Origin of the sequence: Pontibacter sp. JAM-7, assembly GCF_048548695.2 — a bacterium.
GTDB lineage: Bacteria > Pseudomonadota > Gammaproteobacteria > Pseudomonadales > Balneatricaceae > Neptuniibacter.
Genome location: NZ_JBLYIF020000003.1, coordinates 317,516 through 340,878 on the forward strand (window position 1 = coordinate 317,516; position 23,363 = coordinate 340,878).

Here is a 23,363-nt window from a genome sequence, read left to right on the forward strand (position 1 = left end):
CGGGGCACTAGAGGCCCCGGATACCAGAGATGGCACTTACTTGTATGGCACTACATATTCCTGGCGATAGGTTTCTGCCAAGGCTGCCGCCGCGTCTTGTTGCTGCGGGTCCAGCTTCATAATCAGTCGGCGCTCGATTGATTTAGCAGTCTGGTTACCTAGCTGAGCCGCGTTATGCATCCAAGCATATGCCTGAATATCACTGTCCTGTTCGGAGTGGCTGCCGTGATAGTTTGAGTACAGGGTACCGAGAAAGAACATGGCATCGGTATGACCCTGTTCTGCTGCTTTGCGGTACCAGCTTTCAGCCGCAGCAAAGTTCTGTTCGATACCCGTACCGAAATTGTAACAGCGGCCGATGTTGTGTTGCGCCGGGACATAGCCCTGCTCGGCGGCTTGTAGGTACCAGCTGTAGGCCTGATCGGGGTTGCGGTCTGTGCCGTAGCCAAACTCATACATTTCACCCAAGCGGTTCTGGGCTGACGCGACGCCGCTTTCTGCTTCCGGACGTACTTTGGCAATTTCGACGATGTAAGATTTGTTTTTAAGCGCACGCAGGCTGTTTACACTGTCCATATGGCCCTTCGAAGCACCACGGCGATAATAACGCTTAGCGGCTTTCTCGTCTTTTTCAACACCCCAGCCGTTTTCATACATCTGGCCCAGCATGTTGAGTGCATCAGCATCGCCATCCTGAGCAAGAGGTTTCAGTTCGGAGAGTGCGGTAGGGTAATCCTGTTGCTCGAAAGCGCGGATGCCTTTGGCCAGGTTGGCTGCCAGGGCGATACCTGAACTCAGACTGCAGGACAGTGCCAGTGCGTAAATTAGCTGTTTTTTCATCGATATAACCCGTACTCAGAGCAAAAAAGGTCAGAAGCCGCACATTATAACCAGATTCGTGCGCAAATGTTGATCATCCCAACGGGGTACGCACAGTTATGGAGAGTGGCTTGATGTTGTTAATTAGAGGATGCTAATGCTAAGGCTTTGTCAGGGGCTTAACCAGTACCGCTGTCTGGGAAAGTAGATTTTGTTGTTTCAGGTCAATAAAGGCGTGTGAAGGCAGGCTCCTGGACGAGCCTGCCATGGTGCTTAGTCCTGACGATCCGGGCTGAGCAGCTCAACCATGTAACCATCTGGGTCTTTTACAAACGCCAGAATGCTGTTGCCGCCTTTCATTGGGCCGGCGTCGCGAACAATATTACCGCCTTTGGTTTTGATGTTATCGCAGGCCGCGTAGACATCATCAACTTCGATGGCGATATGGCCATAGGCATTGCCTAGGTCATATTCATTCGTGTCCCAATTATGGGTTAATTCCAGCACGGTGTTACTGGCTTCATCACCATAACCAATAAAGGCTAGTGTGAATTTACCTTCGGGGTAATCTTTACGACGCAGTAACTGCATCCCCATAACATCGCAATAGAAGTGTATCGACTGCTCTAGGTCTGTCACCCGCAGCATAGTATGTAACATACGCACTTTAACTCATCCCCTTATTGTTTGATTTTGGTATTATTTCTACAGAACCGAAATTTTATATGTGATTATTGGTATTGAAACACTACATCAGTCTGTATGGATAATCACTTTACCCTGTTAGTAATGTATGTGATCAGGAGCGGTGGCGAAATGTTCCAGGATTTAAACAAAAAAATTGAAGATTCCATGGCTCCATTTAAAGAGCTGGTAAATATTCAGACCCGTATGCTGGAGGAATTGACTCGCCAGCAGATGGAGTGCACCAAGTCATGTATTGAGGCCACCATTCAGCAAACACGCGAGATGCAGCGCTGTGAATCACCTACGGATTTGCTTGATCTGCAGCGCGTCTACGCTAAAGAGCTGGAAGTTACCCTGCGTGAAGCCAGTGAAAGTAATATGAAGGTGTTGCATGATGCGCGTTCGGAAATTGAAACTATTACGCAATCTACCTTTGACGCTTTTAATAAATAATGAGATTTGATGACCTGAATGATCTATCCCCTGGGAGTGAAACGCTAATATGACGCATGCTATAGCACTCCTTTATGGTTCGACTACCGGCAATACGGAAAGCGTGGCTGAACTAATTGCGGAAAAAATCGGGTTTAACCGTGTTCATCGGTTGAATATTGCTACTGATGGTATTGAAGCAATTGCAGAATATGACTATCTGATTATGGGTATCCCTACTTGGGATTTTGGGCAGATACAGGAAGACTGGGAAGATCTTTGGTCGGAGCTGGAAACTACCAATTTCTCCGGTAAGCATTGTGCCTTGTTTGGTCTTGGCGATCAGATCGGTTATGGCGAATGGTTTCTGGATGCCATGGGTAAACTGCACGACTGCATTCAGGCAAAAGGTGGTCAGCTGGTCGGTTACTGGCCAATTGAAGGCTATGACTTTGAAGCGTCAAAAGCACTAACGGCCGACGGCAAGCAATTTGTGGGGCTGGCTTTGGATGAAGATAGTCAAAACTACCTGACTGAAGAGCGTGTCACACTCTGGAGCGAGCAGGTTGTCGCTGAGTTTGGCCTGCCTGCCGCCTGATTGACTTAACTGAACAGCAGCAAGTGCGTGATAACGCCTGCGCCATAGCCCAGTGCGATGGCCCAGCTCCATCGCAGGTGGTTGGCAAAAGTGTAGGTGCCTTGCGCCTGACCCATCAACGCGATACCCGCAGCCGAGCCGATTGATAGCAGTGAACCGCCCACGCCGATGGTCAGGGTGGCCAACAGCCAGTCACTTTCGGACATCATTGGATTCATACTGATCACGGCATACATGACCGGGATATTATCGATCAGTGCCGACATGATACCAATCAGCACATTGGCGGCCACCGGTCCCAGATCTATGTAGAGCCATTGTGCCATTACCGCCAGATAACCAAGGCTGGCTAAACCGCCGACACAGAGCACCACTCCATAAAAAAACATCAGCGTATCCCAGGAGGAACGCTCCACCACTTTAAAGATGTTAAACCGGCGTACCACTTCGATATTGTCACCTTTACTTGGCTGATGGGTATTCATGATCTCTGCATGATGATGACTAATATGCCCGTGTTCGCCGACAATAGGTTCGTAATGGCTTAGGTAGTAGCCATAGAGTTTTAGTACGCCGAGGCCGGTCATCATGCCTAATAGTGGTGGCAAGTGCAGGCTGCTGTGGATGCTAACACTAAGGGCAATGGTGCCCAGGAACAGAAAGATGATAGCGATGCCGCCTTTTTTCATCGGTTCGTGTTCTCCGCTGCCAGCGGGCGGCTGCTTTTCTATAGTGAGACTCATCAGCAAGGCGGGCACCAGCCAGGTGACCAGGGCTGATGGCATTAACAGCAAGAACTGTTCAATATCTACTAGATTACGTTGCCATACCATCAGCGTGGTAATGTCGCCAAACGGACTGAACGCGCCGCCAGCATTGGCCGCAACCACAATATTGATGCAACTGACGGTGATAAAACGTCGGTAGTGATTGCCGACAGCAAGGACTACCGCACCCATCAGCAATGCGGTGGACAGGTTGTCCGCTACTGGCGATATCACAAATGCCAGCAGGCCGGTAATCCAGTAAATTTGGCGTAAAGAGTAGCCTTGTGTTACCAACCAGGTTCTGAGGGAGGCGAATACCAGTCGTTCCTCCATGGTGGTGATAAAGGTCATGGCGGCCAGCAGGAATAAAAACAGTTCGGCGTATTCCAGAATGTTCTGCCGTGCAGCGAGTCCGGCGGTCGCAGTATCGCCACTGTTAGCATAGGCGATGCCCACCAAAATCCAGATCAGGCCGGCGGCGACCATAATGGGTTTAGATTTGCGCAGATGAATGAACTCTTCGCTCAATACCAGGATATAACCCAGCACAAAGATCATCAGTGCCAGCACACCATAGGCGGAGGTTGTGAAATTCTGGAAATTCAGATCCAGTTCGGTGGCACTGACCATGGGGGCAAACAGCAGGCTGAGAACAAAACCAGCGACAGAACATAATTGTGGCATAGGGCTGCAGGCATCCTTAGCGGCAGGGCGTACCGACTATTCTACGGGTCGTTGACCAGGAAATGCCAGTCAAGGTTTGACGGTAGTGTTTAGGGCGTTTTTTCGCTAAAATGTCGCCCCTTTTTCATCACCTCTGGTAGTGACGCATAGCATGGAAATCAACCCGATTCTGAATGGCCTGAAGGAAATTACCGAACGCACCAGCGCGTTGCGTGGTTTCCTGGATTACGAGGGTAAGAAAGAGCGGCTGGAAGAGGTCAGCCGTGAGCTGGAAGACCCTGCAGTTTGGGAAAAACCAGAGTACGCCCAGCAGTTAGGTAAGGAACGCGCCTCATTAGAAGCGGTGGTGGAAACCATTGATGAGCTGACCGCGGGTGTTCAGGATACCGGTGATCTGCTGGATATGGCGGTGGAGGAGGGCGATGAAGAGACCGTTGCGGTGGTAGAGGATGATGTTGCCTCCCTGATGGATAAGCTGCAGCAGCTGGAATTTCGCCGCATGTTCTCCGGTGAAGTGGATGGCAATAATGCCTACCTCGATATTCAGTCCGGTTCTGGCGGGACTGAGGCGCAGGACTGGGCCAATATGGTGCTACGCATGTATCTGCGCTGGGGTGAGAGCCGTGGTTTTAAAACTGAGCTGATCGAAGTTTCTGCTGGTGACGTTGCCGGTATCAAGTCCGCGACCATCCGTTTTGAAGGTGAGTATGCCTTCGGTTGGTTACGCACTGAGACCGGTGTGCACCGCCTGGTTCGCAAATCGCCATTTGATTCCGGTGGCCGCCGTCATACGTCTTTCTGTTCGGTGTTTATATCCCCAGAGATCGATGACAATATTGAAATTGAGATCAACCCTGCCGACCTGCGTGTTGACGTTTACCGGGCCTCAGGTGCAGGTGGTCAGCACGTTAACCGTACTGAATCTGCGGTGCGTATCACCCACGAGCCATCGGGTGTCGTGGTGCAATCCCAGAGCCAGCGTTCGCAGCATCAGAACAAAGATACCTGTATGAAGCAGTTGCGTGCCAAACTGTACGAGCTGGAGATGCTGAAACGCAGTGAAAAGGCACAGGAACTGGAAGACTCCAAAGCCGATATTGGTTGGGGTAGTCAGATCCGTTCCTATGTTCTGGATGATCAGCGCATTAAAGATCTGCGTACCAATGTACAAACCTCCAACTGCGATAAAGTGTTGGATGGTGACCTGGACATGTTTATCGAGGCCAGCCTGAAAGCTGGTTTATAAGTAACGAATTATTCACGGACTACTGACGCCGATGTCTGACAATATACAGCAAGATGAAAACCGCCTGATCGCCGAGCGCCGTGCCAAGCTGACTGAGATGCGCGAGAGCGGCAATGCATTCCCTAATACCTTTCGCCGCGATACGTATGCTGCAGATCTGCAAGCGACCTATGGTGAAAAAACCAAGGAAGAGCTGGAAGCTGCGGGTATTCGCGTCAGCATTGCTGGTCGTGTGATGCTTAACCGCGGTGCCTTCGGTGTGGTGCAGGATATGACGGGTCGTATCCAGTTCTACGTCAATAAAGAGGCACGTAAGTTTGCCAAAAGCCTGGACTTGGGTGACATCATCGGTGTTACCGGACAGCTGCATAAGTCTGGCAAAGGCGACCTCTATGTAGACTTGGGTGAATATCAGTTGCTGACCAAGAATCTGCGACCACTGCCGGATAAACACAAGGGGTTGCAGGATACTGAGATGCGCTACCGCCAGCGCTATGTTGATCTGATCACCAATGAGCAATCGCGTAATGTGTTTGAGGTACGGTCAAAAATTGTTGCTGGTATTCGCCAGTACCTGACTGAACGCCGCTTTATCGAAGCGGAAACGCCGATGTTGCAGGTGATTCCGGGTGGCGCTGCGGCGCGGCCGTTTATTACCCATCATAATTCGTTGGACCGTGATATGTACCTGCGTATTGCGCCGGAGCTGTACCTGAAGCGGTTGGTGGTTGGTGGTTTTGAGCGGGTGTTCGAAATTAACCGTAACTTCCGGAATGAGGGGCTTTCCACCCGGCATAACCCGGAATTTACCATGATCGAGTTCTATCAGGCCTATGCTGATTATCATGACCTGATGGATCTGACAGAAGATATGCTGCGCACTGTGGCGCAGAGTGTGTTGGGCACCACCACCTTGGTGAATACGGTGCGGAATGAAGACGGCGAAGTGCTGGAAACCTTTGAGTACGACCTGTCGAAGCCATTTCAGCGCCTCAGTGTATTTGACTCAATTCTGCACTTTAACCCGGATGTGACAGCGGAAGTGCTGGCGGATGAACATGCCGCTCGCCAGATTGCTCAGCGTTTGGATATCGATGTAAAAGATAGCTGGGGCCTGGGCAAGGTCCAGATTGAGATCTTTGAAAAAACAGTCGAACATCGCTTGGATCAGCCAACGTTTATTACTGAATACCCCACCGAAGTGTCGCCGTTGGCGCGCCGCAGTGACCATAACCCGTTTGTGACTGACCGGTTTGAGTTCTTTGTTGGTGGTCGTGAGCTGGCTAATGGCTTCTCCGAGTTGAATGATTCAGAAGATCAGGCTGAGCGTTTCAGTGCCCAGGTGGCGGAAAAAGATGCCGGTGATGATGAAGCGATGCATTATGATGCGGATTACATCAATGCGCTGGAATACGGTCTGCCGCCAACGGCGGGTGAAGGTATCGGTATTGACCGCCTGGTCATGTTATTTACCGATTCCCCTTCTATTCGCGACGTTATTTTGTTCCCGGCAATGCGCCCGCGGGGTTGATTGCGACTGCGGTGGCAGGCGCTGCCTGTCACCGTTCTTCCTGTTTAGGCTGTTGCGGTACTCTATCCGCAAGTTCTTCATCAAAATATTCTGACTCTTGCAGAATATTCACCACATCCGACGCCATCTCTGGCAGTGTTTCGACGACAGCAGCGGCAATATCCATTGCCTGATCCGGGTGGAATTCGCTGAAGTGGTTGACCAGGTCGGTTGCCGACTCATGCATGGCATCCACATCGGCCTGACGCAGTGGCTGTTCGGCATGGCTTACCGGCTCTTCGTGTTCATGTTCGACATTATATTGCTCGCTGATGGCCTGGGTGATGCGGCTTAGGGTTTCAGGCTGATGTTCAGCCAGCCAGCTGACCAGGCGGTTAGCCTGATCTGGCGCATTGCTGACCAGCATTTTGGCAATATCCAGGCTGAGGGCAGGTGCCACCCGAGTGATCGATTTATACAGTCGACCAATATCGATTTGATCCACCTGTACTAATGCTGCTGATAGCTCCATGGCTTTGTCTGGGTCGGCATGAATCAACTCCCTCGCCATTTTGACTGCCGCGCTTGGATTGCTTTCGGCGATTAGAATGGCAACTCGGGTTTCCAGGCTGTAGGCGGTGTCCTCATCTTCACTCGGCAGTCGTGGATCGAGGTCATATAGCGTGGTACCCACTTCGGTATGGATAACGTACTGCTCCTGCTGATCCACCGGCAGAGGTTTGCGGCCGTGGCGCATCTGATAGAAGCAAAATAGCAGTAGCAGGCCCTGAAACAGCGCCAGAAAAGTAAACAAAGCATCGGCGCCAAACCATGTCATCGTTTTTGCTGAGAGCAGCGGGCCACAGATGCTGCCCACGGCATAGAGGGTGAGTAGTCGCCCCATCGCAGCAGCCATTTCAGCTTTACGGATGCGGTCAAAGGTTTCGGCAAGACTCATGGGGTAGATGCAGGAGAGTAGCCCGGTCAGCACGCCAACAGCGGGCAGTAATAAAAGAAATAAGCCGGAGTGACTGATGGCTGGCAATAGCAAAGTCACCACTAAATTTACGGCCAGTAGTCCTGCCAGTACTTTGCGCCGGTCGTAACGGTCAGATAGGCTCCCGACTGGGAATTGCAGTAAAAAGGCTCCCAGTACAGCACAGCCCATAAACAGCGAGAGCTGAAAGTCGGTGATGCCTTGTTCAGCGGCATAGACTGGCATCAGGTTCATCAGGGCGCCGTAGAGCAGGCCGGAAAATAAACAGATAACCGCACCGAAGGGAGAGTGATGCAGCAGGTTTTTCAGCGTCATATTGTGCGTTTCATGCACTGCAGGGCCATTGCGTCGGCTCAGAGCCAGAGGCAGTAGACCCAGACAAAGCAGGATGGCGGCCAGAATAAACAGGGTGGGGCCGGTTACGGGTGCCAGATTGAACAGGAACTGCCCGATAACCACGGCACCCATGATGGTGACCTGGCTGGTGGCCATAATTCGGCCGCGGGTTTTCTCAGTAGCGGTATCGCTTAGCCAGCCGTCAATGACTGCAAAGTTACAGGCCAGGCAGAATCCCATCAGCAAGCGCATCACTGCCCAGGTCAGTGGATCGGTTTGCAGGCCGCAGATCAGTATGGCAACAGCGCTCAGCGCAGCGCAGGCAGTGAAAACACGGATATGACCGACCCGGATAATTAGCTTGCGACTGAACAGGCCGCCGAGGAGCATGCCCGCTGCGTACATGGACAATACCAGGCCAATAGTATCTGTGCTGATGCCATCGGTTCCCATTCTTACAGGCAGCAGTAGCCCGATCAGGCCAAACCCCAGCATCAGAATAAAGCAGCTCAGATAGAGGGCGAGCAGAGAAAACATTGTGGCTATCAAATCAGGCTCCTTGTGCGCTGGGCTTGTCACCGTAAAATTCGTAGCATCTACTGTCAACAGCAGGTGCAGCAACAGACCGTAGAAAAGTACGGTAAAATACGGGACGAAATATCCTCAATAACAGAACACTGACATGACACTGGAAAAAGCACCGAGCTGGCAAGCAGAGCTGGAAGCTCAGTTGGTACAGCCATATATGCAACAGTTAACCCAGTTTCTGCAGCAGCAGAAAGATCAGAAAAAAGTCATTTATCCGTCTGCCGAACAGTGGTTTAAAGCCCTGGAAATGACACCGTTGCCCCAGGTGAAAGTGGTTATTCTGGGGCAGGACCCTTACCACCAGCCGGGCCAGGCACATGGCTTATGCTTTTCGGTACCTGTGGGTGCCCGTATCCCCCCCTCGTTGATAAATATTTATAAAGAGCTGGAGCGTGACCTAGGCATCGAGCGTGGCACTCATGGCAATCTTGAAAGTTGGGCTAAGCAGGGCGTACTGTTGCTGAACAGTGTCCTGACGGTGGAGCAAAGTCAGGCGGCTTCTCATCAGGGGCAAGGCTGGGAGCAATTTACAGATGCGGTGATAGCGACTGTTAATGCGCACTGTGAACATGTGGTGTTTTTGTTATGGGGTAGCTATGCCCAGAAGAAGGGTAAGGTGATTGACCGTCAGCGTCACTGCGTATTGCAGGCACCGCATCCCTCTCCACTCTCAGCCCACCGGGGCTTTATCGGTTGTGGTCATTTTAGCCAGGCCAATGCATATCTTAAACAGCATGGATGCGAGCCGGTCAGCTGGCAGCTGCCGGCACTGGACCAGCTTGAGCTATTTCGGTAGAAATAGTGCTGGGTCCAAGGTATATGGCAGTGATTCCAGCTGCAACTGGCTGCCATCTTCAAGGAATAGCTCGCCTTGGTCTGCGGCCTTTTTAGTGATCACGGCAAGTAAGCGGTATTGCCCGTCATTGTCTGATGCGGCGAGTACCACTTGGCCACAACTCTGTTGTTCTGCCGTGAGCACCTTTTGCAGTGGCTGCGGCGGTTGGGGGCTGCTGGTGCTGACCAGATACATGGATTTCTTCAACTGACCACGGTGTTGCAGGCGGGTAACAATCTCCTGTCCGGTATAGCAGCCTTTACGGAAACTCACACCAGCCAGTGCCTGCAGGTTAGTCATCTGTGGAATAAAGGCTTCCTGGGTTTCTGGGCGTAGATCTGGAATGCCAGCATTAATTTCACTCAACTGCCAGGCATCAATAGCGCCGATACCAACCCGGTCCGGAACGTTGCTAAGATGATCAGGCAGTTTATCCTGCGTCACCCAGAGTTCAAATCGGTCGCCTGGCACGCGAACCACGGCTCCCTGGTTCAGGCTGATGATGCCATTGTCTTCACTGGGTACGCGCTCGAAAAGCTTGTCGATCACGGCGGTTGCGCCGGGGCCAAGCAGGCCTAGACCAGTTACTTGATCGGTAATTTCACAAGCTTCAGCCTTGGAAAATACAATGTATTTTTTCAGGTTGGTCACGGCGGTATCAAAGATGCTGGCATCCATGCGCAGCCATACTTCGTCGTCTGCTATTCGCATGATGCGGAACAGGCTGAGCATATGGCCCTTGATATTGCAGTGCGCCCCCAGGCTGCTGCCGCGGTTTTTAACCTCGTCCATATCGCAGGTCAGCTGCCCCTGCAGGAATTTCCAACAATCGGGACCTTTAATTGACAGCACCCGGTATTGCTCCAGCGGAATCGCCAGCGTGGTTTTCTGGCTATTGGTGGATACACAGTCACCTGCCGGACACATTTTGATGCCCTGGCTGGTGAGAAGATCGGTTAAACTGCTCATGTTGCTCTGGTCTTCCATAGGGTATTGACGAGGCGTTGACTGACCCGTTAATCAGGGGTCGAGTAACTCATATATCTGGGGCGTCTGGCTGCAAAAATCAAGGCCCTTACACAGTATTTTGCTGTGCTGTGCCCAGCTGTTGGCCTAACATTACCGGGCTGTTGGCACTTAGCTCGGTCTGCCACTGCATAACATTTGGTCCAAACAGCAGAATAACAGTGGATCCCAGATAAAAGCGTCCCATTTCCTCGCCTTTTTTCAGTACCACGACCTCGGGTGTTTGATTGTAGAGCTTATTGACCGGTTGTTTCTGTCGAGGGGCTTCAATGCCTGACCAGACTGTTTCAATGCCGGCAACAATCATTGCACCTACCATTACCATCGCCATGGGACCCAGTTCAGTATCAAAAAATGCCACCAGACGCTCATTACGAGAGAACAAGTGCTCAACGCCCTCGGCGGTGGTTTGGTTTACTGAAAACAGATCACCGGGTACATATATTGTGCGGGTTAATGTGCCATCCAAAGGCATGTGCACCCGGTGGTAATCGCGGGGCGAGAGATAAACTGTGGCGAACTGGCCATTCACAAAAGCCGCCGCGGCTTTACTGTCACCGCCAAGCAGTGCCGTCAGGCTGTAGCTGCGCCCTTTGGCTTGAAAAATACGGCCGTAATCAATGTCGCCGAGCTGCGAAATAGCACCATCCGCAGGACTGACAATGCTGCCGGGTGTGCTATCAATGGGCCGGATGCCGGGTTTTAGTTCCCGGGTGAAAAAGTCGTTAAAGCAACGGTATGCAGTGGGCCGCTCTTCCTGGGCCTGACTCATGTCGATATCGTATTGGCGTACAAACCAGTTTATAAATAGGTTTTTTAGCCAGAAAGTGTGGCTGGCAGCAAGATGTCCGACCAAACGCGACAATAAGTGTTGTGGTAGGAGGTGTTGGAGTAGAATAAAGAGTCGGGTTGTGAAATTTTTCATGCTAGCGATTTACACCTCAATGGGGGTGTCAGACAGGTTGCCCCATTCAAACCAGGAGCCGTCATAACATCGAATGGAGTTGATGCCCAGGTGCCGAGCGACCAGATAGGTTAGCCCAGAACGACGATGGGTCTGGCAGTGGGTTATGATCTCTGCGTGGGGCTCGAGTCCCTTTTGTTGCAGTATCTGCTGTAACTCAGTTTTTGATTTAAGCCGTGGCATTGCCAGACTTTCCAGGCAATCGGTCCATTCCAAATTGATGGCACCGGGGATGTGGCCACCGCGTTTAACATTGATCACCTTCTCACCGCGGTATTCATCTGCTGCGCGGGCATCCCAGATCTGTGTCTGCTGATCATTGAGGTGCGCCAGGATGTAAGCCGCATCGGCCACTAAATGCGTCTGTAGTGATATTGGGTAAGGGTCAGAGGTTTTAGCAGCATTGCTGCCTTGTTCTAATTGCAAGCCTGCAGCCAGCCAGCCAGGCAGCTGGCCATTCAACACGGAACAGGCGTCATGTCCCAGCAGGTTCAGGGTCCACATCAGTCGACCTGCCCAGGGGCCGCCTTGATCGTCATACGCGATAACTTGATCATCGGGTGTTAGACCCAGTGAGTGGCATAAGGCTTGGAGCTGGTTTGCTGTCGGTGCTTTGTTTGGGATATCACCTTCGCCCCGCAATAAGCGTGCTGAGGGCAGATGAATGGCGCCTGGGATGTGGCCCTGCTGGTAGGTTTCGATGCTGGATAGATCAACAATGATCAGATTGGGCTGGTCCAGCAACGTGGCCAGTTGGCTCGGTTCAATTAACACGGGCAGCGACATCATGGGCTCCTGCAGATGGCTTCGCGGCTAATATACTGGGTTCAATGGGTTATTTCACCTCTGCAGTGGCTTTTCGCTGCTGCAGTAAGGTTAATCCCTGGCTGGTCAGATGGGCGAGTTTGATAACGGCCTGGTGCTGTTGGTCACTGATACGATCGCCGCCCATGCCGCAGTCAACATGTACAATAGCGACGGGCTGATTATCACTAAAAACCGACAGGAGTATAAAGCCGTTTACCGGTGACCATTGTTGGTAAGCCTCTGGCAGAAAACGCAGGACTTTCTGTCGGTGTTCCGGACGAATGCTTACCACTTTTGCTTGCTCGCTCAGCTGTTTAAGCAAGCTGGGGATCTGGTAGTCGAAACTGAACCGGGTAACTGGATGTTGATCGGGGAAACCAAGACTGAATGCAGTTTTCAGGCTCTGGTGGCGCGGGTTGATGATATACAATGCGGCACGTTCAAATCCCAGACCACGGCTCAGGGCGCTCAGCAATTCACGCAATACTTCTTTGGGTTGCTGGAAGCACTGCTCTACCTGCGTTAACCGCTGTGTTGAACGTTGCAGGTGTTCAGGATCAATCGGATTATTATGTAGCGGTCCCGCTGGCTCAGACGGTTCGTTCTCGGCCGTTCTAAGGGCTGGCTGCAGTTTCAGTGTTTCGGCTTCAGTGGGTTCCAGTCGATAATTGATTGTGTGACTGGAAGGCAGCATCAGTAGCTCGGCTGCCGGTGCCAGGGTGCCCGGTACATGGTACAGCCGAGCGGCTGCCACGCAAGTGGTATGCAGCAGGGTTTGCGTGGCCGTGATATTACTTTTCAGGAAGTCGTTGATGACATCCACGACCTGTATAGTGCCGGGACGCTGCCAGCCGAGATCAACGTTTTGTGCCAGCCAGTTGGCCAGTTTTATTGGGAAGAACTTTTGCTGAATCAGCAGGTTAACTTCGCGGCGGGCTTCTGTGCTTAAACTGTTTTCGTCCAGTGCGCGCCGGTGTAGCTGGCGCATGACTTGGCGGTTGCTCACCTCGTTATGTTCCAGGCCTTCCTGAGCCAGATCTGAGATGCCCCAAGCTTGCAGTAATCCTGAACTGATTTGATCGACAGTGCAGCCCAGTACGTCATTTTCTGCCAGCTGTGGCTCGCGTTGTTGCTCACGGATGCGAATCTGGATCTCACACATATGCTGGGTGGCATGCTGCCACAGGAACCAGTAGCCGACCCCGTAGAACAGAGTGGCCAGACAAGACTCCTCCATGAACGGTGATTTACGCTGGCTCAGCCATTTCGAGCACTGCACGGAAGCATGGTGACTGATTGCAAGGGAGCGGAAATACATTTTCTGTGCCACGCTTTTGGCGCTGAGGCGGTGCGGCGTCAGCTGGTAACGCAGTGCCGATAGTTCATTCAGGCCCAGTGAATTAATCGCATGATCGAGACTGGTAACCCGGGAGTTGATAGCCTGGTGGCGTGTGGCGGCGGTCTTTACCACCGCCAGGCACAGCGACGGGTCGGCCCGCACGACCAGACCGATATCATGCAACGAGGCGTCTGGGTCCTGCAGTTTGCGCTGCAGTCGCATAAGTACACTGTTGCGTATCGGCAGGGATTTCTCCTGCAAAAACGCTACCCAGTCTTGCTGGTTCGCCGGGGCTGTGTTGGTCTCGGGCTGTTTATCTGTCACGCGTTAGCCATTCATGTCGATTGAACCAAGTATGTTACGGTAACTGTTCCAGCGAGCGGTGCTGACTTTGCCTTCCTCAACGGCTTGACGCAGAGCGCAGTCCGGCTCCTGCTCATGTTGACAGTCACGGAACCGGCACTGCCCCGCCAGTGGGCGTAATTCGCGGAATCCGTCGATCACATCCTCTGCCTTGATATGCCACAGGCCAAACTCGCGAATTCCCGGGGAGTCGATCAAATCACCGCCGTCAGGGAAATGGAACAATCGCGCTGTTGTCGTAGTATGTCGGCCTTTTCGTGTTTGAGTTGAGAGTTCGCCGGTTTTTAGATCAACCCCGGGCAACAGCGAATTGATCAGTGAGGATTTGCCTACCCCGGATTGACCGACAAATACATTGATCCTCTGGCTAAGGTAATTTTTTAATGCCTTTAAGCCTTCGTCGTTTGCTGATGAGGCGGTGAGTACCTGATAACCGATATCACGGTAGCCTTGTAGTAGGCTGTCGATGGCTGCGCGGTTGTTATCGGTGAGTAGGTCAGTTTTGTTCATCAGGATGACCGGCTCAATCTGACTGAGTTCCGCAGCAACCAGATAACGGTCGATCAGATTGGCATGTGGTGTCGGTTCTACCGCAACGGTGATAATGATCGAGTCGATGTTCGCCGCAACCGGTTTCATATCTCCGTAAGGATTGGGGCGCAGTAGCTCACTATTGCGGGGCAGTGCAGCTACGACAACGCCAGTATCCTTGCCGCGCCGCCAGATCACCTGATCGCCAGTGACCAACTGCCCCAGATTGGTACGCAGGTGGCAGCGGACAATTTCGCCACTAAATTCCGGGGTTTCTGGCTCAACATCAACCTGTTTGCCAAAATGGGAGATGATCAGCCCTGCTTGCTCGGGACCGAGATCGCTGCTGTCGAGCTGAGCATCAATCTGTGCATCTTTACGGGCTGCCCGGGCTGCCCGTTCATCTTGAATCTTCTGAATCCGCCAGTTTTGCTTGCGGCTGAGCTTACGTTTACTCATGGTTTCAAACAGAGTTGCCGGGGCAATTCCGGAAAATCCTCTTAAATTAAGCAAGTTGAGAGCGGTTAAGGTATTCTATCGGACATCAGATTGACAGTGGCTGCCGCAAATATTGGAGGGTGTGGGTGGTGAACGACAGTAACCTGATCTGGCTTGACCTGGAAATGACCGGCCTCAACCCGGATACCGATGTGATCATTGAGATAGCAACAATCGTCACCGATGCTGACCTTAAGGTGCTGGCCGAAGGCCCTTCCCTGGTCATTCATCAGCCTGCGGCTGTCATGGATGCTATGGATGAGTGGTGTACCCATCAACATGGCCAGTCCGGTTTAACTCAGCGAGTTCTCGACAGCAACATCAGTGTTGCCGAGGCAGAACAACAGACCCTTGAATTTTTGCGTCAGTATCTGCCAGCCGGTGCGTCACCGATGTGTGGTAACAGTATTGGCCAGGACCGGCGTTTTCTCTGGCGCTATATGTCTGAACTCGAAGCTTTCTTTCACTACCGAAACCTTGATGTGAGCACTTTAAAAGAACTGGCTAAACGCTGGCGGCCAGACGTGGCAGAAGGTGTGGTCAAAAAAGGCTCGCACCTGGCCATGGATGATATACGCGACTCCATCGCTGAATTGCAGCACTATCGTGAGCACTTCCTCAAGGCTTGATGCGCCAGGTGCCGTTAAAACATTAATTTGTCTTTTCTGGGGTGGAACAATAACGGTGTAGTGTGTTGTTGTTCTGCGGTTTTAAGCTGCTTCAGTGCCCAATCCACATGCTCTCGCACCACTGCAGATGGGTCATCCAGTCGTTGCTGTAGGGCGGCTGTGACGGTTTCTCCGCCCCGGCTGTTACCTAAAGCCACGGCAATATTTCTTAACCAGCCTTCATAACCGGTCCGGCGTATCGCTGAGCCTTCGGTTCGCTTCAGAAAAGTCGTTTCATCCCACAGGAATAGTTCAACTAATGCGTGCTTATCCAGATTATGTCGGGGTTGAAAATCGGCTTCCGCAGTCGGTTTGGCAAAGCGGTTCCAGGGGCAGATGAGCTGGCAGTCATCACAGCCAAAAATACGGTTGCCCATCAGCGGGCGTAGCGCTTCTGGTATGGCGCCTTTCAGCTCTATGGTCAGGTATGAGATACAGCGCCGGGCATCCAGGATATACGGCTCTGGAAATGCCTGCGTCGGACAGATATCCAGGCAGGCGCGACATTCGCCACAGTGGTTACTGGGGTAGGGAGCATCAACTGGCAGTGGTAGCTCGGTCAGTAATTCGCCAAGGAAAAACAGTGAGCCGGCATGGCGGTTGAGTATCAGTGTATGCTTACCCTGCCAGCCCAGTCCTGCTCGTTGGGCTAGGGGGCGTTCAAGAATGGGGGCACTATCGACAAAACCACGCCACGTCTCGCTGCCGGTAGCTGCCTGGATTTTTTTGCCTAAAGTGGTGAGTCGTTTACGGATCAGCTTGTGGTAGTCCCGCCCCAGGGTGTAGCGGGCAACATAGGCCTGGTCTGGTTGTTCCAGATTTGCCACCGGGGCGGTATCGGGTGGGAGGTAATCCATGCGAACGCAGATAACACGTTGTGTACCAGGAACCAGCCTGGCTGGGTCAAAGCGTAATTCTGCATGGTTTTCCAGGTAGTTCATTTCGCCGTGATATTGTGCGGCAAGCCAGGCTTCGTAATGTGGCTGTTCAGCGGCGGTGTTGAGATCCGTAATGCCGCATTGCTGAAAGCCCAGCTCTTGTGCCCATTGTTTAATCTGGGCGGCCAGCGCGGCCAGTTGTTGCGCGCTATATTCAGACTTGCCGGGCACTGGCCGGATTCCTCATAATGTGACTAAAAAATAAGCGTGGTGAACACCCGATGTCGCACAACAGGGCTCAACTGCCAGCTCCATTATACACGGCTGAACAAACTCGCCTGCTGGATCGTACCGCGATTGAGCAGTTCGGTATACCGGGTTACCGGCTGATGCAGCGCGCCGGGCATGCGGTTTTTGCTGTATTGCAGGCTAGATTTCCCAGTCTTGCCAGTCTTACGATTCTCGCTGGCAGTGGCAATAACGGTGGTGATGGTTTTGTGGTTGCTGCGCTGGCGCATCAGCAGGGTATCAGTGTGCAGTTGCTGTGTGTCGGCTATTCCGATTTTGCTGCAAGTTTGCAGGGTGAGGCCTTGCAGGCCTGGCAGCACCTGCTTACGACTAACCTTGTTCCTGAGACGTTTACTGATCGCAGCGAACTGACCGGAGACGTTATTGTGGATGCGTTGCTGGGCACGGGTTTGCAAGGCAGTGTCAGGGAGCCGTTTTTGACAGCAATCAAACGTATCAATCGTTGCGGCAAACCGGTCATGGCGGTGGATATACCGTCCGGTTTGTGTGCCGATACCGGTATGGTTTTGGGTCAGGCGGTCAGAGCCGATATGACCCTCAGCTTTATTGGTCTGAACCGCGGTCTGCTGACGGCCGACGGGTCCGAATTCAGTGGCCAGGTGCTGTTTGACAGTTTGCATCTGCCAGAAGAGGTGTATGACGAAGTGCCGGTGCAGGTGTTCCGGACGGGTGCAGATGATCTGGCAGAGCTGTTGCCAAGGCGCTGTCGCAATGCCCACAAGGGACTCTGTGGTCACCTGTTGGTGGTGGGCGGTGAGCTAGGGATGGGCGGTGCTGCGTTGTTAGCCGCCGAAGCGGCACTGCGAGCCGGGGTGGGGCGTGTGACGCTTGCTACTCGGCAGGCGCATGTCAGTGCGGCTTTGGCGCGTTGTCCGGAAGTGATGAGTCACGGTGTGGAAACCATGGCTCATCTAGACCGCTTGCTGACCCAAGCGGATGTGGTGGTGATCGGGCCTGGATTGGGCCAGAGTGCCTGGGGTGAACAGATGTTGCAGTGTGTCCTGGCAGCGGACAAACCGATGGTAGTGGATGCGGATGCACTTAATTTGATGGCAATTAAGGGGCTATTCACGGGGCGGCAGGCATCTTCAGTATTCACGCCGCATCCTGGAGAAGCATCGAACATGCTGGCGCGGCCTGTGGCGGAGTTACAGGCTAACCGCTTTGAGGCGGTTGCCTGTCTGCAACGTTTGTGTGGTGGTGCTGTGGTGCTGAAAGGGGCGGGTAGCCTGAGTTGTGCCGGCGAGGTGATTCATTTGTGTAATGCCGGTAATCCAGGGATGTCTGTAGCGGGTATGGGGGATGTATTGTCCGGTATCTGTGGTGCCCTGTTAGGGCAGGGGTTAGCGGCAGAAGATGCTGCGCGTCTGGCGGTTTATGTGCATGCTGTGGCGGCGGATCAGGTAGCGAAAATGCGAGGTGAAAGAGGTATAATGGCATCTGACCTTTTTCTGAAAATCAATCAGGTAATCAATGGTTTGCATGAATAATTGCTTGAGAATTCCGGATGAAGATGCCATGGTGGCTTTGGGTCATCAACTGGCATCGCTTTGCCCGGCAGGCGTGGTGTTTCTGGAAGGTGATTTGGGTATGGGCAAAACGACCCTGTGTCGCGGTATATTGCAGGGCTTTGGCCATCAAGGGGCCGTTAAAAGTCCTACCTATACCCTGGTCGAACCCTACGAATTGAATAGCCGGCAGGTATATCACTTTGACCTGTATCGACTGGCAGAGCCTGAAGAGTTGGAATATCTGGGGATACGAGATTATTTCGATGATTCGTCTCTGTGTCTGGTGGAGTGGCCTGAGCGGGGTCGGGGCATCTTGCCAAAACCGGATTTGATTGTGCATTTGACCCTCGATGGCAGGGGGCGGCAGGCGCAGTTGCAAGCTTGCAGTGAATTTGGACAAAAAGTGGCCGATAAACTATTGCAAACGGGATAAACGGATCAAAGGCGTGATGGGGGCAAAACTGGCGCATTCTCTAAGCAAGCTACTCTGCCTTGCAATACTGGGCTTGATCACAGTCTCTGCTCAGGCGGCGGATGTAAATAATATCCGGCTCTGGCTGGCACCGGATCATACGCGCTTGGTATTTGACCTGTCCGGTCCGCTGGAGCACAAGGTGTTTACTCTGGATAATCCTGACCGGATTGTGCTGGATGTTGAGCGCGCCTCCATTTCTGCAGACCCTAAAAAACTCAATTTGGCTAAGGGGCCCATTCAGCGCGTTCGCTCCGGTCAGAATGGCTCCACGCTTCGTCTGGTGCTGGATCTGCGGCACAAAGTGCGGGCAAAAAGTTTCGAACTAAAACCTAATGATCAGTATGGTCACAGGCTGGTGCTGGATTTATACGAAGCCAATACAACCCCTTCACCCAAGAAAACGGTTAAATCAGTCGATCCGGTCGCCGGCCGCGATGTGGTTGTTATGATTGATGCAGGCCATGGCGGTGAAGATCCGGGGGCGATTGGCCCGGGCCGGGTGCGAGAGAAAGATGTCGTGCTGGCGATTGCTAGAGAGCTCAAGCGGCTGCTGGATAAAACGCCCGGTTACCGGGGTGAGATGACGCGAGATGGTGATTATTACATCAGCCTGCGCGGTCGCACTGGTATGGCGCGCAAGCGCAATGCAGATCTGTTTGTATCAATCCACGCTGATGCATTTAAGGACCCGCGGGCGAAAGGTGCTTCGGTTTGGGTGCTGTCGCCCAGAGGAGCCAGTAGCGAGATGGGTCGTTGGCTGGCAAGCAAAGAGAATAGCGCTGATCTGATCGGTGGTGTCGGTGGCGTTAGCCTGGAAGATAAAGATGATGTGCTTGCCGGCGTATTATTGGATATGTCGATGACTGCCAGTCGTGAAGATAGTCGGGTTGTTGCCGCTGGGGTGCATGGCAATATCAAGCAGTTCGCGCGGATGCATAAAGCCTATGTTGAACAGGCGGGCTTTGCGGTACTGAAATCGCCGGATATTCCTTCCATTCTGGTTGAGACTGGGTTTATCTCCAACCCCGGGGAGGCGAGTAAATTGAAAACGTCCAGCTATCAGAAGCGGATGGCCAACGCCATCTACAAGGGTGTGCTGGAGCATTTTTCGCGTAAACCGCCGGCTATGACCCTGATTGCCCAGAACAGCGCCGCGCAACAGAGGGTCTATCGGGTCGAAAGGGGTGATACTCTGTCTGTGATTGCATTGCGGAACGGTGTTTCTCTGACGGAATTGCGTCGGGAAAATAAGCTTAAAAATGATAAGATCAAGGTCGGCCAGGTATTGCGCATCCCTGCCAGCTAACGGCTGATTACCTCGGCTTGACCCGCTAAAAGACCCATCACAGGATTTTTCATGTCCAGAATTCAACTGCTGTCCCCTCGTCTGGCTAACCAGATTGCTGCTGGTGAAGTAGTAGAGCGTCCAGCATCAGTGATCAAAGAGCTGCTGGAAAACAGTATTGATGCCGGTGCCACCAAGGTGGATATCGAGGTAGAGCAGGGCGGCATCAAACTGATGAGGATCAGAGATAATGGCAGTGGTATCGATCGAGATGATCTGCCGCTGGCATTGAGCCGTCATGCCACATCAAAGATACAGGCATTGGAAGATCTCGAAGCGGTGGCCAGTCTCGGCTTTCGTGGTGAAGCACTGGCCAGTATCAGTTCAGTATCCCGGTTGACTATGACCTCTCGCCAGGCTGATCAGGATTCTGCCTGGCAGGTACAGACCGAGGGGCGTGAAATGGCGGCTCAGATTGCGCCGGCGGCGCACCCGGCGGGTACGACCGTGGAAGTGGCAGACCTGTTCTTTAATACGCCTGCCCGGCGGCGATTCCTGAAAACTGAGCAGACCGAGTTCCGCCATCTCGAAGAAGTGGTTAAGCGGCTGGCGCTGAGCCGCTTTGATGTGGCGTTTCAGTTGCGTCATAACAGTAAAGTTATTTACCAGTTGCGTCAGGCTGACAGCGAGCTGGAGCAAGAGCGGCGGGTGGCGCAGCTGTGTGGTTCTGCCTTTATGCAAAACTCGCTTAAGGTAGATTTGCAGGCTGAGGCTTCTGGTCTGCGTTTGGTGGGGTGGATGGGCCTGCCGACCTTTAATCGTAGTCAGGCTGACCTGCAGTACTTTTTTGTGAACGGCCGGGTAATTCGTGACAAGGTTGTCAGTCACGCGGTACGCCAAGCATATGCCGATGTGCTGTTTCATGGTCGCTTTCCTGCTTATGTGCTTTTTCTGCAGCTGGACCCCAAGCTGGTGGATGTGAATGTGCATCCGACTAAGCATGAGGTACGTTTTCGGGAAGGTAGGCTGGTACATGATTTTCTCTACCGCAGTTTGCATCGGTTGATTGCGGAGATGAGGCCGGGCGATGACTCGGGTCGCACGGATCCAGGTGGGTCTGGGCTTCAGCAAACGGCTATGCCCACGGCAGAGCCAGCATTTCAACAGCATAATATGGGCCTGATGCCAGCGGCTAACAGCACCGCTGGGTCCTCCGTGAATTATGCGTTTTCGTCCCAGGATCGGCCTGTCGCTGGTGCAGTGAGTGAGCAGATCCAGGCGTATGCCGCCCTGCATGTCGGTGCTGAGCAAACTGAGGCGGGAGAGCAACCCTGTCCACCATTGGGGTATGCCCTAGCGCAGCTGCATGGCATCTATATACTGGCTCAGAACACTCAGGGGCTGGTGGTGGTGGATATGCATGCCGCGCATGAACGTATTGTCTATGAGCGCATGAAGCAGTCATTTGAAACGCAGGGCGTACGCTCACAGCCACTGTTAGTGCCAGTGAGCCTGGCGGTGAGTCGAGCAGAAGCGGATCTGGCTGAGCAGCAGGCGGTAATGTTTCAAAAATTGGGTTTTGAGCTGGCAAGAATGGGTGAAGAAACCCTGGTAATCAGACAGGTGCCGGTGACATTAGCCAAGGCTGACCATGTGCAGCTGATCCGGGATGTGCTGTCTGACATGTTGGTATATGGCGAAAGCCAGCGTATTCAACAGCATATCAACGAATTGCTGGCGACCATGGCTTGTCATGGTGCGGTACGTGCCAATCGACAGTTGACCATTACTGAGATGGATGCGCTATTACGGGATATGGAACAGACGGAACGCAGTGGTCAGTGTAATCATGGTCGGCCCACCTGGACTCAGATGAGTGTGGCTGATCTGGATAAGCTTTTCTTGCGAGGGCAGTAGGTGATGTCGCAAACATTGCCCGTTATCTTTCTGATGGGGCCTACTGCTTCCGGTAAAACCGATCTGGCGATGGATCTCACTGAGCAGTTGCCCTGCGACATTGTCAGTGTCGATTCGGCAATGATCTATCGGGGCATGGATATTGGCACGGCTAAGCCAGATCGGACTATTCTGCAGCAGTTCCCGCATCGGTTAATTGATATTCGTGATCCGGTAGAGGCTTACTCTGCCGGCGATTTTCGTCAGGATGCACTAGAAGAGATTGCCAGTATTCATCGCCAGGGCCGGATTCCGTTGCTGACCGGTGGCACTATGCTGTATTTCCATGCGCTAAAAAATGGTCTGGCGGAACTGCCTGAAGCAGATCCTGTTATTCGCGAACGGCTGTTAAATATGGGTAAGGAGCAAGGCTGGCCAGCGTTGCATGCGCGTCTTGCTGAAGTGGATCCTGATTCAGCGGCACGTTTAAATCCGAATGATTCGCAGCGGTTGCAGAGGGCGCTGGAGGTTTTTGAGGTAACGGGGCGTACATTAACGGAACTTTGGCGTGAACAAGAGCGTCAGATACCTGCATTTCCGATCGTTTCTCTGGCAGTGATGCCCCAGGAACGGTCGGTTTTGCACCAGCGAATTGCGCTGCGCTTCCAGCAGATGTTGGAGCAGGGCTTTTTGTCTGAGGTGGAAGCGCTTTGGCAGCGGGGTGATCTGACCCCGCAAATGCCGTCGGTGCGTTGTGTTGGTTATCGGCAGGCGTGGGCGTATATGGCTGGAGAATCCGACTATGACACCATGGTTGAAAAAGGCGTGATTGCTACGCGTCAGTTGGCCAAGCGGCAAGTGACTTGGCTGCGTAGCTGGCCTGATTTGCATTGGATGGATAGCCTTTCGTCTGACCTGCTACCCAAGGCCTTGAAATTAATAGAGGCAAACATTATTTAGTGTTATGCTGATCTTTGGCCTAACTTATGCTTTTTAAGTAGTGCGCATATTGTATGGCTACATAATAAACAACAAATAACGACAATCGCTTTTTCGGGAAGGAGTTTGCAATGTCAAAAGGGCAGTCTTTACAAGACCCTTATCTGAACGCGCTGCGCAAGGAGCGTATCCCTGTTTCGATTTTCTTGGTGAACGGCATCAAGTTGCAGGGTCAGGTAGAATCATTCGATCAGTTTGTTATCTTGCTGAAAAATACAGTCAGCCAGATGGTATACAAACATGCCATATCCACTGTTGTTCCTTCACGTCCGGTCAAATTGCCGGCGGCAGAGGACAGCAAAGCCGAGGGTTAAA

General features: G+C 52.7%; 22 protein-coding genes. 12 read left to right on the top strand and 10 right to left on the bottom strand.

Annotated features, from left to right (window positions below; all coding sequences use genetic code 11):
- Positions 1–36: 36 nt before the first annotated feature.
- Both ACFVYJ_RS05945 and gloA read right to left on the bottom strand, forming a co-directional pair.
- Positions 37–840, bottom strand: a complete 804-nt coding sequence (locus tag ACFVYJ_RS05945; RefSeq protein ID WP_419415834.1) for a tetratricopeptide repeat protein — start codon at positions 838–840, stop codon at positions 37–39.
- A gap of 252 nt (positions 841–1,092) precedes the next feature.
- Positions 1,093–1,479: a lactoylglutathione lyase gene (gene gloA / locus ACFVYJ_RS05950; RefSeq protein ID WP_419415842.1), complete on the bottom strand. Its 387-nt coding sequence runs from the start codon at positions 1,477–1,479 to the stop codon at positions 1,093–1,095.
- Between the two features lie 156 nt (positions 1,480–1,635).
- On the opposite strand from gloA, the gene ACFVYJ_RS05955 reads away from it, so the two are divergent.
- The gene (locus ACFVYJ_RS05955) at positions 1,636–1,959 is read left to right on the top strand and encodes a phasin family protein (RefSeq protein WP_419415833.1); all 324 of its coding nucleotides are present in this window, start codon (positions 1,636–1,638) and stop codon (positions 1,957–1,959) included.
- A 49-nt stretch (positions 1,960–2,008) separates the two neighbouring features.
- On the top strand, positions 2,009–2,536 hold the full coding sequence (gene fldB / locus ACFVYJ_RS05960; RefSeq protein WP_419415832.1) for a flavodoxin FldB: 528 nt from the start codon (positions 2,009–2,011) through the stop codon (positions 2,534–2,536).
- Between the two features lie 5 nt (positions 2,537–2,541).
- On the opposite strand, the gene nhaD is transcribed toward fldB, so the two are convergent.
- Complete coding sequence (gene nhaD, locus ACFVYJ_RS05965) at positions 2,542–3,987, bottom strand: sodium:proton antiporter NhaD (protein ID WP_419415831.1); 1,446 nt, start codon at positions 3,985–3,987, stop codon at positions 2,542–2,544.
- A 151-nt stretch (positions 3,988–4,138) separates the two neighbouring features.
- Here nhaD and prfB point away from each other — a divergent pair, with 151 nt between their 5' ends.
- On the top strand, positions 4,139–5,233 hold the full coding sequence (prfB, locus tag ACFVYJ_RS05970; protein ID WP_419415830.1) for a peptide chain release factor 2: 1,095 nt from the start codon (positions 4,139–4,141) through the stop codon (positions 5,231–5,233).
- Positions 5,234–5,264: 31 nt separating this feature from the next.
- Positions 5,265–6,764 (top strand): lysine--tRNA ligase, encoded by a 1,500-nt coding sequence (gene lysS / locus ACFVYJ_RS05975; protein ID WP_419415829.1) that lies wholly within the window; start codon positions 5,265–5,267, stop codon positions 6,762–6,764.
- A 28-nt stretch (positions 6,765–6,792) separates the two neighbouring features.
- Here the strand turns inward: lysS and ACFVYJ_RS05980 are convergent, their stop codons facing one another.
- The gene (locus ACFVYJ_RS05980; RefSeq protein WP_419415828.1) at positions 6,793–8,625 is read right to left on the bottom strand and encodes an MFS transporter; all 1,833 of its coding nucleotides are present in this window, start codon (positions 8,623–8,625) and stop codon (positions 6,793–6,795) included.
- 133 nt (positions 8,626–8,758) lie between these two features.
- Here ACFVYJ_RS05980 and ung point away from each other — a divergent pair, with 133 nt between their 5' ends.
- Positions 8,759–9,460, top strand: a complete 702-nt coding sequence (gene ung, locus ACFVYJ_RS05985; protein ID WP_419415827.1) for a uracil-DNA glycosylase — start codon at positions 8,759–8,761, stop codon at positions 9,458–9,460.
- On the opposite strand, the gene ygfZ is transcribed toward ung, so the two are convergent.
- The 5 genes from ygfZ to rsgA form a co-directional block, all read right to left on the bottom strand.
- Positions 9,449–10,468, bottom strand: coding sequence for a CAF17-like 4Fe-4S cluster assembly/insertion protein YgfZ (gene ygfZ / locus ACFVYJ_RS05990; RefSeq protein WP_419415826.1), 1,020 nt, complete (start codon positions 10,466–10,468; stop codon positions 9,449–9,451). The genes ung and ygfZ overlap by 12 nt on opposite strands.
- Positions 10,469–10,574: 106 nt before the next feature.
- The gene (asd, locus tag ACFVYJ_RS05995) at positions 10,575–11,450 is read right to left on the bottom strand and encodes an archaetidylserine decarboxylase (protein WP_419415825.1); all 876 of its coding nucleotides are present in this window, start codon (positions 11,448–11,450) and stop codon (positions 10,575–10,577) included.
- A 9-nt stretch (positions 11,451–11,459) separates the two neighbouring features.
- Positions 11,460–12,275 carry a sulfurtransferase gene (locus ACFVYJ_RS06000; protein ID WP_463255043.1) on the bottom strand — a complete coding sequence of 272 codons (816 nt, stop codon included), beginning with the start codon at positions 12,273–12,275 and terminating at the stop codon, positions 11,460–11,462.
- 49 nt (positions 12,276–12,324) lie between these two features.
- A complete protein-coding gene (locus ACFVYJ_RS06005; protein WP_419415823.1) occupies positions 12,325–13,959 on the bottom strand; it encodes an HDOD domain-containing protein in 1,635 nt (544 codons plus the stop codon).
- A 3-nt stretch (positions 13,960–13,962) separates the two neighbouring features.
- Positions 13,963–14,988, bottom strand: coding sequence for a small ribosomal subunit biogenesis GTPase RsgA (gene rsgA, locus ACFVYJ_RS06010; RefSeq protein ID WP_419415822.1), 1,026 nt, complete (start codon positions 14,986–14,988; stop codon positions 13,963–13,965).
- Positions 14,989–15,116: 128 nt separating this feature from the next.
- Here rsgA and orn point away from each other — a divergent pair, with 128 nt between their 5' ends.
- Positions 15,117–15,656, top strand: a complete 540-nt coding sequence (orn, locus tag ACFVYJ_RS06015; RefSeq protein ID WP_463255044.1) for an oligoribonuclease — start codon at positions 15,117–15,119, stop codon at positions 15,654–15,656.
- A gap of 14 nt (positions 15,657–15,670) precedes the next feature.
- Here the strand turns inward: orn and queG are convergent, their stop codons facing one another.
- Positions 15,671–16,804, bottom strand: a complete 1,134-nt coding sequence (queG, locus tag ACFVYJ_RS06020) for a tRNA epoxyqueuosine(34) reductase QueG (protein WP_419415820.1) — start codon at positions 16,802–16,804, stop codon at positions 15,671–15,673.
- Between the two features lie 50 nt (positions 16,805–16,854).
- Between queG and ACFVYJ_RS06025 the strand changes: the two genes are divergently transcribed.
- The 6 genes from ACFVYJ_RS06025 to hfq all read left to right on the top strand — a co-directional run bounded on the left by ACFVYJ_RS06025 (position 16,855) and on the right by hfq (position 23,362).
- Positions 16,855–18,372: an NAD(P)H-hydrate dehydratase gene (locus ACFVYJ_RS06025; RefSeq protein WP_419415819.1), complete on the top strand. Its 1,518-nt coding sequence runs from the start codon at positions 16,855–16,857 to the stop codon at positions 18,370–18,372.
- Positions 18,365–18,826, top strand: a complete 462-nt coding sequence (gene tsaE, locus ACFVYJ_RS06030; RefSeq protein ID WP_419415818.1) for a tRNA (adenosine(37)-N6)-threonylcarbamoyltransferase complex ATPase subunit type 1 TsaE — start codon at positions 18,365–18,367, stop codon at positions 18,824–18,826. The genes ACFVYJ_RS06025 and tsaE overlap by 8 nt, the downstream gene beginning before the upstream one ends.
- Before the next feature lie 16 nt (positions 18,827–18,842).
- On the top strand, positions 18,843–20,174 hold the full coding sequence (locus ACFVYJ_RS06035; protein WP_419415841.1) for an N-acetylmuramoyl-L-alanine amidase: 1,332 nt from the start codon (positions 18,843–18,845) through the stop codon (positions 20,172–20,174).
- Positions 20,175–20,225: 51 nt separating this feature from the next.
- A complete protein-coding gene (mutL, locus tag ACFVYJ_RS06040; protein WP_419415817.1) occupies positions 20,226–22,070 on the top strand; it encodes a DNA mismatch repair endonuclease MutL in 1,845 nt (614 codons plus the stop codon).
- Between the two features lie 3 nt (positions 22,071–22,073).
- Positions 22,074–23,009, top strand: coding sequence for a tRNA (adenosine(37)-N6)-dimethylallyltransferase MiaA (gene miaA / locus ACFVYJ_RS06045; RefSeq protein ID WP_419415816.1), 936 nt, complete (start codon positions 22,074–22,076; stop codon positions 23,007–23,009).
- 110 nt (positions 23,010–23,119) lie between these two features.
- Entirely contained in the window at positions 23,120–23,362 is a 243-nt protein-coding gene (gene hfq / locus ACFVYJ_RS06050) for an RNA chaperone Hfq (protein ID WP_419415815.1), read from the top strand.
- Position 23,363 lies beyond the last annotated feature (1 nt).

Coding starts and splice junctions, on each gene's coding strand:
- ACFVYJ_RS05945 (WP_419415834.1), bottom strand. CDS start 840: ATGAAAAAACAGCTAATTTACGCACTGGCACTGTCCTGCAGTCTGAGT.
- gloA (WP_419415842.1), bottom strand. CDS start 1,479: ATGTTACATACTATGCTGCGGGTGACAGACCTAGAGCAGTCGATACAC.
- ACFVYJ_RS05955 (WP_419415833.1), top strand. CDS start 1,636: ATGTTCCAGGATTTAAACAAAAAAATTGAAGATTCCATGGCTCCATTT.
- fldB (WP_419415832.1), top strand. CDS start 2,009: ATGACGCATGCTATAGCACTCCTTTATGGTTCGACTACCGGCAATACG.
- nhaD (WP_419415831.1), bottom strand. CDS start 3,987: ATGCCACAATTATGTTCTGTCGCTGGTTTTGTTCTCAGCCTGCTGTTT.
- prfB (WP_419415830.1), top strand. CDS start 4,139: ATGGAAATCAACCCGATTCTGAATGGCCTGAAGGAAATTACCGAACGC.
- lysS (WP_419415829.1), top strand. CDS start 5,265: ATGTCTGACAATATACAGCAAGATGAAAACCGCCTGATCGCCGAGCGC.
- ung (WP_419415827.1), top strand. CDS start 8,759: ATGACACTGGAAAAAGCACCGAGCTGGCAAGCAGAGCTGGAAGCTCAG.
- ygfZ (WP_419415826.1), bottom strand. CDS start 10,468: ATGAGCAGTTTAACCGATCTTCTCACCAGCCAGGGCATCAAAATGTGT.
- asd (WP_419415825.1), bottom strand. CDS start 11,450: ATGAAAAATTTCACAACCCGACTCTTTATTCTACTCCAACACCTCCTA.
- ACFVYJ_RS06000 (WP_463255043.1), bottom strand. CDS start 12,275: ATGTCGCTGCCCGTGTTAATTGAACCGAGCCAACTGGCCACGTTGCTG.
- rsgA (WP_419415822.1), bottom strand. CDS start 14,988: ATGAGTAAACGTAAGCTCAGCCGCAAGCAAAACTGGCGGATTCAGAAG.
- ACFVYJ_RS06025 (WP_419415819.1), top strand. CDS start 16,855: ATGTCGCACAACAGGGCTCAACTGCCAGCTCCATTATACACGGCTGAA.
- tsaE (WP_419415818.1), top strand. CDS start 18,365: ATGAATAATTGCTTGAGAATTCCGGATGAAGATGCCATGGTGGCTTTG.
- ACFVYJ_RS06035 (WP_419415841.1), top strand. CDS start 18,843: ATGGGGGCAAAACTGGCGCATTCTCTAAGCAAGCTACTCTGCCTTGCA.
- mutL (WP_419415817.1), top strand. CDS start 20,226: ATGTCCAGAATTCAACTGCTGTCCCCTCGTCTGGCTAACCAGATTGCT.
- miaA (WP_419415816.1), top strand. CDS start 22,074: ATGTCGCAAACATTGCCCGTTATCTTTCTGATGGGGCCTACTGCTTCC.
- hfq (WP_419415815.1), top strand. CDS start 23,120: ATGTCAAAAGGGCAGTCTTTACAAGACCCTTATCTGAACGCGCTGCGC.